This window comes from Enterococcus sp. BWT-B8, assembly GCF_020567625.1.
In the GTDB taxonomy this organism is placed as follows: Bacteria; Bacillota; Bacilli; order Lactobacillales; family Enterococcaceae; genus Enterococcus_L.
The window spans coordinates 196,259-212,621 of sequence record NZ_JAJDJV010000001.1 but is presented as its reverse complement, the minus strand read 5'-3'; the positions used below and the strand labels follow the sequence as shown (position 1 = coordinate 212,621).

Annotated in this window: 17 protein-coding genes; 1 reads left to right on the top strand and 16 read right to left on the bottom strand. The window is 38.8% G+C overall.

The features are described from left to right. Positions 1-170: 170 nt before the first annotated feature. The 13 genes from pheA to LI951_RS00925 form a co-directional block, all read right to left on the bottom strand. Positions 171-1,022 carry a prephenate dehydratase gene (gene pheA, locus LI951_RS00985; RefSeq protein WP_202069039.1) on the bottom strand — a complete coding sequence of 284 codons (852 nt, stop codon included), beginning with the start codon at positions 1,020-1,022 and terminating at the stop codon, positions 171-173. 4 nt (positions 1,023-1,026) lie between these two features. Beyond that, complete coding sequence (locus tag LI951_RS00980) at positions 1,027-1,536, bottom strand: shikimate kinase (RefSeq protein WP_229440986.1); 510 nt, start codon at positions 1,534-1,536, stop codon at positions 1,027-1,029. 11 nt (positions 1,537-1,547) lie between these two features. Continuing rightward, positions 1,548-2,831 carry a 3-phosphoshikimate 1-carboxyvinyltransferase gene (gene aroA / locus LI951_RS00975; RefSeq protein WP_229440985.1) on the bottom strand — a complete coding sequence of 428 codons (1,284 nt, stop codon included), beginning with the start codon at positions 2,829-2,831 and terminating at the stop codon, positions 1,548-1,550. A gap of 15 nt (positions 2,832-2,846) precedes the next feature. Continuing rightward, positions 2,847-3,944, bottom strand: a complete 1,098-nt coding sequence (locus LI951_RS00970; protein WP_229440984.1) for a prephenate dehydrogenase — start codon at positions 3,942-3,944, stop codon at positions 2,847-2,849. A gap of 30 nt (positions 3,945-3,974) precedes the next feature. After that, on the bottom strand, positions 3,975-5,141 hold the full coding sequence (gene aroC / locus LI951_RS00965) for a chorismate synthase (RefSeq protein ID WP_229440983.1): 1,167 nt from the start codon (positions 5,139-5,141) through the stop codon (positions 3,975-3,977). A 5-nt stretch (positions 5,142-5,146) separates the two neighbouring features. After that, positions 5,147-6,211 (bottom strand): 3-dehydroquinate synthase, encoded by a 1,065-nt coding sequence (aroB, locus tag LI951_RS00960; protein ID WP_202069047.1) that lies wholly within the window; start codon positions 6,209-6,211, stop codon positions 5,147-5,149. Between the two features lie 46 nt (positions 6,212-6,257). Beyond that, positions 6,258-7,283 (bottom strand): 3-deoxy-7-phosphoheptulonate synthase, encoded by a 1,026-nt coding sequence (aroF, locus tag LI951_RS00955; RefSeq protein WP_202069048.1) that lies wholly within the window; start codon positions 7,281-7,283, stop codon positions 6,258-6,260. Between the two features lie 36 nt (positions 7,284-7,319). After that, the gene (gene aroE, locus LI951_RS00950) at positions 7,320-8,189 is read right to left on the bottom strand and encodes a shikimate dehydrogenase (protein WP_229440982.1); all 870 of its coding nucleotides are present in this window, start codon (positions 8,187-8,189) and stop codon (positions 7,320-7,322) included. Positions 8,190-8,758: 569 nt separating this feature from the next. After that, the gene (locus tag LI951_RS00945) at positions 8,759-9,211 is read right to left on the bottom strand and encodes a hypothetical protein (RefSeq protein ID WP_202069050.1); all 453 of its coding nucleotides are present in this window, start codon (positions 9,209-9,211) and stop codon (positions 8,759-8,761) included. A gap of 86 nt (positions 9,212-9,297) precedes the next feature. Further along, positions 9,298-9,660: a thioesterase family protein gene (locus LI951_RS00940; protein WP_229440981.1), complete on the bottom strand. Its 363-nt coding sequence runs from the start codon at positions 9,658-9,660 to the stop codon at positions 9,298-9,300. Positions 9,661-9,756: 96 nt separating this feature from the next. After that, positions 9,757-10,980, bottom strand: coding sequence for a CCA tRNA nucleotidyltransferase (locus LI951_RS00935; protein ID WP_229440980.1), 1,224 nt, complete (start codon positions 10,978-10,980; stop codon positions 9,757-9,759). Beyond that, a complete protein-coding gene (gene dapB, locus LI951_RS00930) occupies positions 10,977-11,765 on the bottom strand; it encodes a 4-hydroxy-tetrahydrodipicolinate reductase (protein ID WP_229440979.1) in 789 nt (262 codons plus the stop codon). The genes LI951_RS00935 and dapB overlap by 4 nt, the downstream gene beginning before the upstream one ends. Continuing rightward, complete coding sequence (locus LI951_RS00925; RefSeq protein WP_229441268.1) at positions 11,758-12,105, bottom strand: nucleotide pyrophosphohydrolase; 348 nt, start codon at positions 12,103-12,105, stop codon at positions 11,758-11,760. Before LI951_RS00925 ends, dapB begins: the two co-directional genes overlap by 8 nt. 116 nt (positions 12,106-12,221) lie before the next feature. Between LI951_RS00925 and LI951_RS00920 the strand changes: the two genes are divergently transcribed. Beyond that, on the top strand, positions 12,222-13,115 hold the full coding sequence (locus tag LI951_RS00920) for a YitT family protein (protein ID WP_229440978.1): 894 nt from the start codon (positions 12,222-12,224) through the stop codon (positions 13,113-13,115). Between the two features lie 59 nt (positions 13,116-13,174). Here LI951_RS00920 and LI951_RS00915 read toward each other — a convergent pair whose 3' ends face one another. The 3 genes from LI951_RS00915 to LI951_RS00905 are packed head-to-tail and all read right to left on the bottom strand — an operon-like array spanning position 13,175 to position 16,042. Beyond that, a complete protein-coding gene (locus LI951_RS00915; protein WP_229440977.1) occupies positions 13,175-13,720 on the bottom strand; it encodes a YpiB family protein in 546 nt (181 codons plus the stop codon). An 8-nt stretch (positions 13,721-13,728) separates the two neighbouring features. Beyond that, complete coding sequence (locus LI951_RS00910) at positions 13,729-14,985, bottom strand: tetratricopeptide repeat protein (RefSeq protein WP_229440976.1); 1,257 nt, start codon at positions 14,983-14,985, stop codon at positions 13,729-13,731. A gap of 4 nt (positions 14,986-14,989) precedes the next feature. Beyond that, entirely contained in the window at positions 14,990-16,042 is a 1,053-nt protein-coding gene (locus LI951_RS00905) for a hypothetical protein (RefSeq protein ID WP_229440975.1), read from the bottom strand. Positions 16,043-16,363 lie beyond the last annotated feature (321 nt).

Sequence of the window (16,363 nt, the reverse complement as noted above, 5' to 3'; positions counted from 1 at the left end):
TGACTAAAATCAGAGAAATAATTTTTGATACCTGGCGAACAATAGATTATATTTCTGCAAAATACGAACATGAGAATAGATCAAAAGTAGATGCTGTACTAATTTCTTGTTACACACGAAAGCAAGCTCCAACTGTGTTTATCATTAGTTGAATACTTGCTTCCTGTTTTCTAAATTCCATGTATCGGATGAATTTGATAGGTTCCGAATACTTTTACCGAACCGCCCAACAAGCGTATTTCCTCCAAAGCAAATTCTATAAGTTCTTTTGGTTTATTTATATTTACATCAATTAAAAAGAAATATTCTCCCAGCGTTGTTTTTAAAGGCCGCGATTCAATTTTGCTCAAGTCAATTTCCCGCCAGCTAAACACAGATAATGCCTTATGCAGTGCCCCCGGCATATTATTAGGCATTGTAATAGCAAGCGTCATTTTTTCCTTTTCAACTGGAATATGTTCAAGTTCCACCTGCTCAGAGCCAATTACCCAGAATCTGGTGCGGTTTATTGCAACATCCTGAATATTCTGTTGTACAATAACCAAATCGTATGTCTCGGCAGAAAGTTTAGGTGCTATGGCAGCAATCTTCTGGTCTGGATGTTCGGAAACAAAGTTTGCTGCATAAGCAGTTGAAGGTGTCGGCTCTAATAGTGCATCTGGAAAATACTGATTGATAAATTCCTGAGATTGAGCCAATGCCTGCGGATGAGATAAAATCCTAGTTATACTTTGCCAGTCGTCCTGATTTTTTTTACTGACCATCAGCTGTTGAAAAATCGGCAATACAATTTCAGCGCCCACAGGAATCCTGCTTTGATGGAAAAGATAATCCACTGTAGTATTCACTGAGCCCTCAAGTGTATTTTCTATTGGAACGACACCCAGATCAACTTCCCCGAATTCAACTGCTTTGATGCATGCAGGAATTGAACGAAATGGAATTAATGCATCTTTTGGAAACGCTGTTTTCGTTGCTGTATGGGTAAATGAGCTTTCCGGACCGAGATAACCTACATTCATTTTTTCACCTCTGCTTTAACCTAGTTAGTATTTCTTCTGTAATTTCTTCCGGTGTTCGCTGATCGGTACTGACAATCATACTTGCAGATTCTTTATAGAAAGAAATTCGAGGCTCAAACACCTGTTTTATTTCTTCTGGAGATTTAGATACAACCAAAGGACGAACTGTCGTATGATCATTTTTTAGTCGTGGTATAAATACCTCCGGAGCTGTTTCCAGATAAACAACCGGCTTCATCTGCTTTAATAGTTCCCGATTTTCCGGCCGCATAACAATTCCTCCGCCGGTAGAAATGACAAAGCCGTGATCAATATATTTTTTTAAGACAGTGGTTTCCTTTTCACGAAATGCATCCTCTCCATATAAATCGAAATATTCCTGAATCGTCATTCCAATCTCTTCTACTATTTTGTCATCAAAATCTATATGGTTCATTCCTGTAGACTTAGACAATAATTTCCCTACAGTTGTTTTACCGGCTCCCATAAACCCAATAAGAGTGATTCCCTGCATTTTTTCTCCTCCTACTTAAATAAAATTTCCAAATCATTGAAAAAATTCGGATAAGATACAGAGATCGCCTCTGCTCTGTTTAATTCAACTGATCCATTTTCTACCAGTAATGCAGCTATCTGAAGCATCATTCCAATTCGATGGTCTCCATAGCTTGTTACACGACCGCTGTTTAATGATGTTTTTCCGCGTATAATCAGACCATCATCTGTTGGTGTAATATCCGCTCCAAGCTTATTCAGCTCGTTGGCAACCGCATCAATACGGTTTGTCTCTTTCACTTTTAGTTCCTCTGCATCGCGAATAACGGTGATTCCTTCTGCTTGAGTGGCCATTAAAGCAATGATCGGCAGTTCATCAATTAGACGAGGAATAATCTCACCGCTGATCTCGATCCCTTTTAACTCGCTTGCTTCCACGGTGAGTGTACCAGCCTTATTATTTTCGCTGCTCACTTCTTCTATTGTAATCTTTCCGCCCATTTGCTTAATAACATCAATTATTCCGGTTCGTGTAGGATTTAAGCCGACATTTGTCAATGTAATTTTACTTCCAGGTATGATTAATCCAGCTGCTAAAAAGAATGCTGCTGAGGAAATATCTCCTGGTACAGTAACTTCCTGCCCAGTCAGTTTTTGAGGACCAGTCACTTGAATTTCTCTATCATTTACTGCAATGCTTCCTCCAAATTGGCGAATCATATCCTCAGTATGGTCTCTTGTTTTTTCTTTTTCAACAACAGTTGTCATTCCTTCAGCCTGTAATGCTGCAAATAGAACAGCTGATTTGACTTGGGCACTTGAAACAGGCATATCATAATGAATAGGCTGAAGTTTCTCCGATCCATTTATTGTCAGCGGAGGAAATTCTGTTCCTTCATGACCTGAGCATACTGCTCCCATTTGATTGAGCGGGTTCATCACTCTGGCCATAGGACGTTTCGCAATTGAATCATCCCCTGAAAGCTCTGAGGCAAAAGGTCTGCCAGCTAAAATTCCGCTGATTAAGCGGATAGTTGTTCCTGAATTTCCCACGTCAATCTGCCTAGCAGGTTTTTTCAAGCCTTCAAAACCTTCGCCATGAACAATAATAGTTTCTCCATCGTCTTCAATGCTCACACCTAATGCTCTAAATGCTTCAATTGTACTGAGACAGTCTTCCCCTCGTAAAAAATTTTTTACCACGGTTTTACCATAAGCAATCGAACCGAACATGATACTTCTATGTGAAATGGACTTGTCGCTGGGTACATGAACTGTTCCGGATAGCTGCTGTTTATTCGTTACTAATTTCAAAATATCCCTCCTTTATTATTTTTCATAACATAGATAATTCGTTTCTTTTTCAATAACTTCCTTTGCTTTTGTCAAGTCTTGTTCTCTTTTAAATGTCAGCTGCAAAATTCCAAAAATATCTTCCCTGGTTTCAAGAATTTTCAAATTAATTAGAGATAGATTTGCTTTTCCGATAATTCCCGTAATTTCCGCAATAACTCCTGGAATATCTGGAATGTCTATGAATAAGTCGTGAAAGGCTGGAATAGCACCTTCTTTATGGATCGGCATTTGATTTCGTGTCTCTTTTGCTTCCTGGAAAAACTGGAAAACAGCCAATCTGTTTTCCTCTTTCAGCCACTTAGAAACCTGATTCATTTCAGATTGCCAGCTTGAAATCAGCTCCAAAAGCTTTTCTCTGTTGCTCATCAATATATCTGTCCACATTTCAGGATCAGAAGATGCAATTCGTGTCATATCTCTGAACCCTCCGGCAGCCAATTGTTTTGCTCTTGGATGTCGGGTGGTGAAGTCCTTGCTTTGATTGACAAGTCCTGCAGCAATAATATGCGGTAAATGGCTTAGCATCCCTGTGATTTTATCATGCTCCTCTGTCGTCAATATCACAAATTTCGCATTTGTCCCTTTCAAAAGCTCTTTTAATGAACTTATATATTCCGGTTTTGTCAGAACATTAGGGGTTAAAATATAATACGCATTTTCAAAGAGCCGCTCATCTCCTGCTGTAACCCCCGACTTATGTGAACCTGCCATGGGATGGCCGCCAATAAATGAATGCAGCTTCAGCTTTTCTGCCTCGGCAACAATTTCCTGTTTGGTGCTGCCCACATCAGAGATGATTACTTCCTCTTTCAGCCGAAGCTTGCTTAGTATCAACAGCTGCCTCTTAACTACTTCAACAGGAGAGCACAGCAGAATTACATCAGCCTTCGGAGCTTCACTTTCAATTGAAGCCGCAATTTTATCTATTAGTCCTCTTTTCAAAGCAAAATCTTCTGAGCTTTTTTCGATATCCATTCCGATAATAACTGTTTTGGGATGTTCTTTTCTGATTACCAGTGCCAGTGACGTGCCAATCAGTCCTAGCCCAATGATTAATACATTTTGTTTCATTTCTCTTCACACCCCGATTTTTGTAGTTGGTTAAAATTGCTGAGTGTAAAGGCGATAATCCGTTATTTCCTTTTTCATTTGGTCGAATGAATCGCTGCCGAATTTTTCCAGCACTGCTTGAGCAATCTCGGTTGCTACTACTGCTTCACAAACGACGCTGGCAGCAGGCACTGCGGTGCTGTCTGATCGTTCAACACTTGCTTTATAGGCTTCTTTAGTATCAATATTCACGCTTTGGAGTGGTTTGTACAGTGTAGGAATAGGTTTCATTACCCCACGCACAATGATGGGCATGCCATTGGTCATTCCGCCTTCAAAACCACCCAGATTATTAGATGTTCTTGTATAACCGGTTTGTTTATCCCAAATGATTTCATCCATCACCTGACTGCCAGGTTTATGCCCCATTTCAAAGCCGATACCAAATTCCACACCTTTAAATGCATTGATGCTGACAACTGCCTGTGCAATTTTGGCATCAAGTTTTCGATCCCATTGGACATAGCTGCCCAATCCGACAGGGACACCGCCAACTAATACTTCGACAACCCCACCAATCGTATCGCCATTTTTCTTAGTTTGATCAATCAGTGTTTTGATTTCTTCCTCGACTGAAGGGTCAACGACTCGTACCTCTGACTGCTCTGATCTGTTTCTCACTTCAGATATCGTCATATTTTCAGGGATCTCGGCTTTAATTCCTCCAAGTACTACAACATGCCCGGCCACCTCGATATCAAGCTCTTTCAAAAGCTTCTTGGCAACAGCGCCAATTGCTACACGCATCGTTGTTTCTCTTGCTGAAGATCGTTCAAGTACGTTTCTCAAATCATCATGCTCGTACTTAATCCCCCCTACCAGATCCGCATGCCCCGGTCTTGGCTTATTGACTCTGCGAATATTTTTTTCTTTTTCAGACACCGGTTCAACCGACATTACAGACTGCCAGTTTTTCCAGTCTTTATTTTCCACAATCATAGTAACTGGAGATCCCAGAGTTTTTCCGTGACGAACACCTGATGTGATACGCACCATATCCTTTTCAATCAGCATTCTTCCACCTCTGCCATAGCCGGTTTGACGACGGGCGAGTTCAAAATTTATATCCTCTGCACTTAAAGGAAGCCCTGCAGGCAGTCCTTCAATAATTGCTGTTAATTCAGGTCCGTGTGATTCACCTGCTGTAATAAATCTCACTAAGCTCAGCTCCTTTTCAAATAGTCCTTCATCTCTTCAATGCTAACTGTTTCAATTTTTGCCTGACCAATTGTTTCAAGTAAAATAATCTTTATTGATGTACCTCTGGTTTTTTTATCATGAGTCAGCGCTTGAAACAATGTTTCTTCCTGCCAATTGTCATAAGTAGCAGGCAAACCGAATTTTTCTATTAACTCAATTAACTGGTTTGTCGTATTTTTTGGAGTCAACCCTTTTTCTTCAGCAATTTGATTCATCTGAACCATTCCTATTGCTACGGCTTCCCCATGACTGACAACACCATAACCAGCTGTATTTTCAATGGCATGACCAATCGTGTGACCGAAATTTAAGATCAGCCGAATGCCATTGTCCAGTTCATCTTCTTCTACAACTTTTCTTTTTATCTTTAAACAATCAGTAATAATTTCAGAAGCATGCTGCAGCAGATCCTGTTCATCTTTTAACTGCTGCAGTTTTCCCCAGAGCTCTTTATCGGCGATTGCTGCAGATTTTATGATTTCAGCAATCCCTTCCTTCAAACGTCTATTTTCTAACGTTTTCAATGTTTCAGGATCAATCAGGACACCGTCTGGCTGCCAAAATGCACCAACTAAATTTTTTGCTCGGTTAGTATTGACACCCGTTTTTCCTCCGATACTGCTGTCAACTTGAGCAAGTAGTGTAGTTGGTACCTGCAGGAAATGAATACCACGCATATATGTTGCAGCAGCAAAACCTGCCAGGTCACCAATCACACCACCTCCAAGTGCAATAATTCCATCACTTCGAGTAAACTGATTTTCAGCCAGATGATCATAGATTTTTTCAGTATTTGTTAAATTTTTACTGGGTTCTCCTGCCGGTACTACAAATTTAGTAACATCAAACCCTGCAACTGATAATTGCTCAAGTACCGTTGAACTATAAATTTTATCTACTGTACGATCTGTGATTACTGCGATTTTTTGAGGCTTCCATAATTGCTGAACCCACTCTCCCAGACGAGACAGACTGTTTTTTTCAATGATAATCTCATAGCTGTGATTTGGAAGGGTAACTGTTAACATATAATCCCTGCTTTCTTTTATACTCATTCATTGAAGCGATGCTGATTTATTTGTCCAGATTTCGAATCTCTTTCATCGCTTTTTCCATTATTTGAACTTCTGCCATCATTCGCAGGTAAGTTTTTTCGTTCAATGACTGAGGTCCGTCAGACCATGCATTTGCCGGATCTGGATGAATTTCCACAATCATACCGTCTGCTCCTGCTGCAACTCCTGCGCGAGCCATAGGCGGCACTAAATCCCAAATTCCTGTTCCATGGCTTGGATCTACAATAATTGGGAAGTGGCTCAGTTTTTTTATTAACGGAACTGCGCTTAAGTCAAATGTATTTCGTGTTGCTGTTTCGTAGGTGCGGATACCCCGTTCAATAAAAATCACATTATTATTGTTTTGAACAGCGATATATTCCGCTGCATTCAGCCACTCATCAATTGTACCTGAAATTCCGCGTTTTAAGCCAATTGGTTTTCCTGTCTTCCCGACAGATGCCAACAGTTTAAAGTTCTGCATATTACGGGCGCCAATTTGCAAAATATCACTGTATTCAGCAACCATGTCAATATGGGCTTCATCCATTACTTCTGTAATAACCTTCATTCCGAGCTCATCTGCTGCCTGACGAATGAATTTCAACCCTTCTTCTTCCAGTCCCTGAAAAGCGTATGGAGACGTCCGCGGTTTAAAAGCTCCTCCGCGTAAAATCTGAGCTCCTCCTGCTTTAGCAATTCTTGCACATTCTCTAATCTGATCCAATCCTTCAATGGAACAAGGACCGGCCATTGTGACAAATTCGCCATTTCCGATCTTAACACCATCTACATCAACAACTGTATCCTGTGGATGAAACTCTCTTGATGTCAGTTTGTAAGTATTGGAAATACGAACGGTGTTTTCTACCCCTTCATAGCTGTTAAAAGCAACATCCTGCATTTTTCTGGTATCTCCTAAAAGTCCGATAACTACATGGTCTTTTCCTTGATTAATCTGAACATCCAATCCCTCTTTTTTGACTCTATTGATAATTGAATCTACCTGTTCTTTCGTTGCATTAGCTTTCATAATAACAATCATAATTAAATTCCTCCTGAGTTTTCTTTGTATGTTTTATTAGCTGTTTTCAATAATAGATTTTACTGTTTCTATTGGCATTTCCTTACCCGTCCAAAGCTCAAATGCTGCGGCGCCCTGATACAAAAGCATCCCAAGTCCATTGGCTGTTTTTGCGCCTCTGGCTTTTGCTTCTTTCAACAATCGAGTTTCTCTTGGAGTATAGATGACATCAAATACCGCCAGATCTTTTGTGATGATTGAAAAATCACTGATAGGAGCAGCTTCCAAATCCGGCTTCATTCCTACCCCTGTAGCATTAACCAGCAATGTACTGTCTTTTACGTCTGCTGCCAGCTCGCTTTCATTTTCCAAATCATGCAAATGAATATTGCAGTCTGTCTGCTGCTTTATATAAGTCAGCTTTTCTTTTACTTTTTCAAAAAATTCATCTCTGCGATTATAAACGGCAATTTCTTTCACACCATCAAGTGCAGCTTGTACAATAATTGCTGTTGCTGCCCCGCCTGCTCCTATAAGTGTCATCTTTCGTCCGATGATATCGATGTCCATGTCTTTTAAGCTTCGCATAAATCCAGTACCGTCTGTAATATGACCAGTCAGCTTACCGTTCACATTAACAATCGTATTGATAGCGCCAACCAGCTTGGCTGCTTCACTTAAATCATCCATCAAAGGAACTGCAGCCATTTTGTTCGGCATGGACAGGTTTGCACCCAGCATGTCTAAATTACGTATTGAATCAATCGCCTGCGGCAGACGATCCGTTCCAAGCTCAAATGCCAGATATACTGCATCGATCCCGAGTGCCTGGAATGCTGTGTTCTGAATCATAGGTGAAACACTGTGTCGAATCGGAGTTGCATATAATCCGACCAATCGGGTGTGTCCTGTAATCTTGTTTTCCATCCTTCAACCTCCATAAAATCAAAATAAAAAGCGAGATACCCACTGAAATTTTACAGAAAATCTACAGTGAGTACCTCGCAAAAAAAATTAAAGAAAAAGCCACTATAGATTTTCATCTACGCGGCTTGAAAGTCATGTTGAAATTCTTTAGCCATCATAGATACAAACTTGCGTTTTGCACTGTTTGCACCCATGATACTCATGAATACAAACTCATCTAAAATAGCTAAAGTAATACTTATTCAGTTGTGAATGTTTCTTAATTGCTTTTTTCATGTCAATCACTCCACTACTGTTTTTAAGAATTGAGATAAGTATAAGCTTATCTATAACCATTGTCAACAAATAAATTAAAAAAAGAAAAGTTCTTTTTAATTCTGCTTTTAAATTCAGAGGGTTAGTGTATGAACTGTCTAAGAATATAATTTCCGATTAACTGTTGATGACATAACACTTTACCACATGTAGTTATGCATATTTTTGTTCAGCATCTTTATTGATTAAAACCGACTAAAACCGTTAATAAAAAGACACCTCCGTCAGAAGAGGTGTCCAAATAGAATATTGAATTATAATTCAGATGCGTAAATATCATCAACCGTTTGAGTTGGATCAATTACAATGTACAGACTGTTTGTTTTTTCACTGATTTTTGTTGATTGATAAACATTATCCAAGCCTTCATCACTTTTGTCTTTGTATGGGAAGTAAACTAAATCAGGCGTACCGCTTTTGTATAAAATTTCCATACGTTCGATATCTTCGTATTTCAAAGCTCGTGCGAACATTCCTGATTCTAAGCCGCCCATGTTGATATCATGGGTTTGAACATGATCGCCTTCCTGAAAAATCTCGATTTTAAAACCGGCACATGGATGAATTTCTACAAATTCACTGCCATTGATACGTCCAAAGCTTGTAGTTATCTGTTTGATCCACAAATCTCCAATGTAGCGGCGGTTAATTGTCCAAGTCTCGCCATTTCTAAAATAAAATTTTAACCCGGTCATTTCTCTTGCCATAATATTATCTCCTTAAAAAATAGTCTTAACACACTTTTCAGTTTAGCATATTTACGGACAAGTGACTAAAAAAACGCTTTGTTGTGCTAACCCAGTTTGCTCAGAAAAATTTCTGTTAATATCACTGCACGATAATGCTCACCTGTTGCAACAAGCTTATCTTCATCCATCACTTCAAAAGAGAAGCCGATTTTATTTTTTTCCTGCTCTGTACATTTTACATTAACAGTAATCTCAGTCCCTACTTTTGATGGATGTAAATGTTTCACATTAATTGAAGTCCCAACACTTGTTTCTTCGTCAGCCAATTCTTTTCCCAGAAAATCCTTTGCAGTATTTTCTACCATAGCAATCATTACCGGTGTTGCAAGTACATCCAGATCACCGGACCCAGCATTTTTAGCAGTGTGTTCTTCTTTAACAACAAATTTTTTGGAAAAAGTATCCATTTCTTCCACTCCTTTTATTTTCAAAAACAATTTGTTTCATTACCTGTAAAATTGGCAACAAAATAATTTTCAAGGTGAAATTGAAGCGATAAATACTCAGCCTTGAAAATCCTGCTGCTCAATAATTTTTTTTGAACAAGAAATTAGCATCTCTTTATCATTTGGAATCTCGTTATTGATAACAGATTTCTCAAGATAATCAATCAATAAACCCAGCCATTTGCCAGGCTTCCTGTCAATAATTGTCATTAAATCGTTCCCTGTAATTGCCAGATGCTTTCTTTCTTTGATTGGTAACGCTAAAAATTGTTCTTCCGTCTCTTTTAGTTTACCTTTCAGATTATAAAAAGACAATAGCTTTTCGACCGCCAACGCCCGATCAAGACCGGCACGATAAAGATCTTCCGGCAGCCAAGCTCCTTCCAATCTCTTATTCAAACAGTATACCAGTTCTGCTGTTTCATGCATCATCTGATTCGACAGCTTCCACTTTTTTAGAAACAGACGAATTTCCTTATTGGGAACTGACAGCTCCTTAATCAGCAACGCCCATGCTTGACGTTCTTCTTCTATTGGAAAATTCGGCAGCTCTGAAAAACGAAGCAGGCCTTTCAGATGTTCTGCCAAACCGGGACAATTTCGATAACATTCAGTTTCTATAAAAGGGCTGAACCCCTTTTGTCTGTTGTTTCCCAACAGTAGTTTTGAAAACTCTACAGAAATACGTTCTACAGATATCTTGGAAAGCAGCTCATGGAAGGTATAAATTGCTTTGAGTGTTTCTGTCTCAATCGTAAAATCAAGCTGACTGGCGAAGCGAAGCCCTCTCATCATACGCAGCGCATCTTCATGAAATCGCTCTTTGGGATTTCCAACTGCACGAATAACCCCATTTTTCAAATCATCCAGTCCATGAAACAGATCAATCACTGTACCTTCCTTGTCCAGTGCCAATGCATTAATCGTGAAATCTCTTCTTTTTAGATCTTCTTCGAGTGATCGGACAAATGTCACTTTGTCTGGTCTTCGAAAATCCTGATAGGTTGATTCCGTTCTGAAAGTTGTAATTTCATATTGAGAATCTTCATATAAGACTAATACTGTTCCATGATCAATTCCTACATCTACAGTCCGCTTAAAAATTCTCTTGATTTCTTCAGGATACGCACTTGTAGCAATATCGACATCATGACTTTTTTTCCCAAGCAAGGCATCTCTTACGCTGCCGCCTACAAAATAAGCTTCAAATCCATGAAGCTCAATTTCTTTAATAACACCAAGTGCTTTGACAAATTCTTCTGGCATGATATCCAATTTCATAATAGATTTTCCAATCCGTAAACCAGCTTATTTAAACCAACGACTTTTTTACAAGCCAGTGCAACGCCGGTCATAAATGAGCTGCGGTCATATGAATCATGACGAAGCAGCAGCCCTTCTCCAGTTCCTCCGAATTGAACTTGCTGATGGGCAATCAGTCCTGGCAGCCGTACACTGTGAATCTTCATTCCTTCATAATCTGCTCCACGCGCTCCTGGAATCAGCTCTTTTTCTTCCGTATGACCTTGATGCTTTTCCTGGCGAACCTCAGCCATCATTTCGGCTGTTTTAATTGCTGTTCCGCTAGGTGCATCCAGTTTCAAGTCATGATGAAGTTCAATAATTTCCACATCCGGAAAATATTCAGCTGCTTTCTGGGCGAACTGCATCATTAAAACAGCTCCAACTGCAAAATTAGGCGCAATCAAACCGCCAACTTTAAGTTCTCCTGACTTTTTTTTCAAGGTCTCAATTTGTTCTTCTGTAAAGCCTGTTGTTCCAACGACTGGAGCAATCTTATTTTCAACGGCAAAGAGCGTATTTTCGTAGGCAACAGCCGGAACTGTAAAATCAATCCAGACATCTGGTTTTGTGGGGAGCAATGCCTCTTTTGTCTTAAAAACAGGGATGTCCAACGAACGGTATTCAGGGATTTCATTAATATTTTTTTCTTCTGCAAAAGGGTCCAACACACTTACCAGTTCCAGCTCCGGGTCATTTAACACCATATTCAGTGCAGTACTCCCCATCTTCCCTTTAAATCCGGCTATTGTTATTTTAATCATGTGTTTTTCCATCCTTTCTCTCAAAACGGTAGTTGTCCCGTTTGTTAAATTTATCCATATTTCTATTAAACACTTCTGTCAGATCAATATCAAGAGAATTGGCCATAATCATTGTGACAAATAAGACGTCTCCCAGTTCTTCTTCCACTGTTTTTAGCTGTTCATCCGTTTTTTTTAGTTTTTCTCCGTAGTAATGATTGATCTCTCTGGCAAGTTCTCCCACTTCTTCTGTTAAACGAGCCATCTGGCTCAACGGTGAAAAATAACCTGCTTTAAACTGTTGAATATACGTATCTACTTCTTTCTGCATAGCTTTTAGTGATTCTGGCTTTTCTGTCATTTCATTCACAACCTTCCTTCTTTGACATCTTATCAAAAACTTTTTCGGTTGAAAAGATTCTTCTTGTTGTTTTTTGTATTGAATGATACAGTGATGAAGGAAAAGGAGGTGAGCATATGGAAGAAAAAAGTTTTTATGTTAAAGATAGTATTATTATTTTATTTGGGACGGCACTTTATGCTTTTGGTCTTGTAAATATAAATATCGCAAATGATCTTGCTGAAGGCGGTGTTACCGGTATTACACTGATTTTACTGGCACTCTTCAACATTGATCCAGCCTATTCTACTTTGCTTATTAATATCCCGCTGATTCTAATTGGCGGAAAAATATTGGGAAAGCACGCCTTTTATTATACGATTATCGGGACACTTTCACTTTCTGCCTTTCTGTGGATTTTTCAACGCTTTCCAGTTTCCATTAATTTAGACCATGATCTTCTAATTGCTTCTTTGCTGGCAGGACTGGCGGGAGGTGCAGGCAGCGGTTTGATTTATCGAGTGGGTGGAACTACTGGAGGAAGCGATGTTATTGCGAGGATACTAGAGAAGAATTTCGGAGTCAGTATGGGACGTTCTCTACTTCTCTTTGATGTCTTTGTATTAACATTATCCTTAACCTATTTGGATGTAAAACGAATAATGTATACGTTAATTGTTTCATTTGTTTTCAGCAAAATTGTGGACTCAGTCCTGGATGGTGCTTATTCAGCCAAAGGAATGTTAGTCATTTCAAACTGTTCAGAAGACATTGGTGAAGTGATTATGGCAATGCTGGAACGGGGAGTAACCTATCTCTCCGGAACAGGCGGTTATTCTCAAATCGACAAAAAGATCTTATATGTTGTTGTCAGCCCAAGTGAAATTATAGAGATTAAACGAATCGTTCACGAACTGGACCCAAAAGCATTTATTTCCGTTACAAATGTACACGAGGCGATTGGCGAAGGCTTTACCTATGCAAAGCCTGAAAAGAAACTATTTAGAAAAATGCCTAAAAAAGAAACATGATAAGCAGAGCACCTGTCTTATCATGTTTCCTTTTTTAGTATTGTAAACATCAAAGCTTCTTAATGATACAACTGCTTCATTCGATTCAGTTCATCAGACAATTCTAGAAAGGCTTCGTGGTTTCCATCTTCCAATGACTGATCAATCTGTGAACGAAGCAGCGCCATACGGGCAGTATGTTCTTGATGCTCAAAATAAGCATTTATTTTTTGAACCGTTTCATCACTGATATTCTCTTTCCAAGGGGAAAAAGGATTGTCTTCAAGTATAGAAAGATACTCCGTATTCTGGAATGCCTTATCAAAAATACATTCAAGGTACAGACGATCTTTCCAGTTCATTCGGATCTCATGAAAAATCTGATCCGTATCCGTAAAGGTTTTTCCTTGAAGATATAATATAATCGGTTCATAATCTGCGCTTGCTGAAGCAATTTGAATCCCGCGATCTGTTTTATTTGCATACTCTACAAATGATACATTATTTAAAATCACTTCATGATTAATCAAATAATTCAATATCCAGATTACTTCACGTTTTGGAAAGGAAATATTGTTCACTAGCCAAACCAAAAAACTCTTTTTTTCTGCTACATTAATTTCCATAATATCGCCTAACCTTCCCCGATGTCATCCAGTAAAGATAAAACCTCATTATCACCTGGTTCTATTGTCAGATAGCGCTGGAACAAATCTTTGGCTTCTGAAAGCATTCCTTCCTCTCTTAGAAAAAGTCCATACTCTTTTAAGAAGTCCGGTTCATGTGCCAATTCCTGATAGGCCTGCTGGTAATGGCGTTTTGCCTGATCAAACTTTTCCAGTTCATTGTAGGCATTCCCAAGATTCCATTCTGCGTATGGGTGTCCCTTTTCTTCCATTTTTTCAAGAGTCTGAATGACTTCGTCAAAACGTTCTTCTGTTCTGTATAAATTGCTGAGTGTCAGTAATGATTCATCTGATTTTTCTCCCAATTCAATTGCCTGTTTCAACAATTTTTCTGATTTTTCAATATCATGCAGCCGATAAGCATTTTCTGAAGCTAATTGATAGAGATCGACCTGAAACGGATTCTCGTGGATTCCCTCCTCCAAGACCTCCTGCGCCTCTTCCAGTAATTCTTCTTCCTGAAGAGCTTCTCCCAGATAAAAATAAAGAGATTGATAATGCGGATTTAGGGCTCTGAGCTGCTGGAATAAAATAATAGCTTTTTGGTTTTCGTGCATCTGAATGTAGGTGAAGGCCAATTGAAACAGACGATCATCTGTCTGTTGTTCTTTTAAACTATTTTCCAGAAAAGGGACAGCTTCTTCAAAATATCCCTGCATACTGTAACTGGTACCTAAACGTTCATTGATCGAAACCCCAGAAACATTTTCCTCTCCCTGTTCCAACAGCTCTGCATATTGTATTGCGGCTTCAGCGAACTGCCCATTCACAAAATACAGCTCACCCAATGCAAATTGAATCAGCGGTTCTTCTGGAAGAAGATGCTGTGCTTCTCTGAGTTTGGCTTCACTAACTTCCGGAATTCCCATCACTTGATAAAGATCTGCTAAAATCAATAGAGACTGAGGATAACTTGGGCTGTTTTCAGGTACTTTTTCCAGATAAGCAAGAGCTTCATCAAACTGATCATTCTCTACAGCAATTTCCGCTAATGGTAAATTCAGACCTTCTGCATTCGGAAATTTCGAAAGCAATTGTTCAAAAATCAGTTTTGCCTCTTCTAAAAAACCAATAGACAACAATTCTTCTCCAAGTTGAACTAAGGTATCTTCATCATCATTTTTCAATGCTTCTATCAGCATCAGCTGTGCTTCTGCCAGATTTTCTGCATGCAGAGCCTGCAACATCTTTTCACTATATGTCATTTTTTCACTGTCCTTTTTCTATCTTGTTAATCAATTTCCTGTATTCCTCTACTGTCAGAAGCAGTTGTTCTGCATCAAAGTTTACTTTCTCTTCTGGAACCCCTATATCCTGTAATAATAAAGATTTCCCCAAATTCTCGCTGCAGGTCAAAAGCTCCTGCACATAATCACTGGTAAATATTTGCTTCGGAAATTCAACAGGATAGCCTAAACGCATCAGCCAGATTAGGAAATTTTCAAAATGAAACGAAAATCCATTTTTTTGTTGGGACCATAATAGCTGTAATAAGATACCCAGCAGCTGCTTCATGTAGTTCGAAAGAAGATGTCCGCCATCTACAGCGTAAAATGCTTTTTCAAAAATATAGCCAAATTCCTGAATTGAATTCCCCTGCTTTTCATAAAACTGAAGCAATGGATTTAAAAGTCCGTTAAAGGATTGTTGATTCAGCCGTTGTTTGTCGGAAAAATTCCGAAACAGATCCCTTAAGAAATCATGGCTGCAAACAATCCCGCACTGAATAAATACCATAAAATCAGCCAACTGACTATCTCCGTCTTTTTTTATCATCGTTTGATCATAGATAATTTTTTCTGCCAGTGAAATAGACTGCAATGCTTTCTGACGATTCAGCTCTATTAGCCCATAACCTGAAATTGCTTTACTTAAGGCTTGCAGAGAAAGCGGAAGCTGCCATGTATTTATTTTAAATGGTGCTGTTCGATCAATAAAAGAAGAAAGATGCATGACTCCTTCATTTCCTATTCCAATCAGCATATAGTCTTTTGAAATTGGAAATGCTCCAATAAAAGCCAACAAAGATGCCAATTCACTAAAATTATTACAGTGGGCATCATTACTGCATATGTACCAGTCAAGGTTTTGACGATGATTAAATAAACGAATCAGCTTATCTGAAAAAAGATCGTAATATTTTTGATTTGTTACCAGCAAAATATGCTTTTCTTCAAACTGCTCTTCTTTTAATAATGATGCTACTGTCTCGCCATAAACAACCAGGCTTTGCTGCTCATCTTTTTCGTAAAGAACTTCCATAGAGCACCTCCCTGATTTTATTCTACCATCTTTCCCCTTCAACAGATATTTTAAACACCCGAAAAATTGTTATTCCAGGCTCTTTCAAAAAGAATCTGCAGGAAATAAAAGTAAATAGACTGATTTTTTAATCAGAGATTGCTTTTCTGCTGAGTATTCACTATAAGCTAAAAGATACGCAATTATCTTAGTTTCTTATTTTTTATTCCTATTATTTCCAATTTATGTTAAGCTATACATACAAATGTACATCAATAAGATACTTTGGAGCAGAAATAAAAACTCAAAGGATACACATTAACCATTTTATTCAGCAAAAAA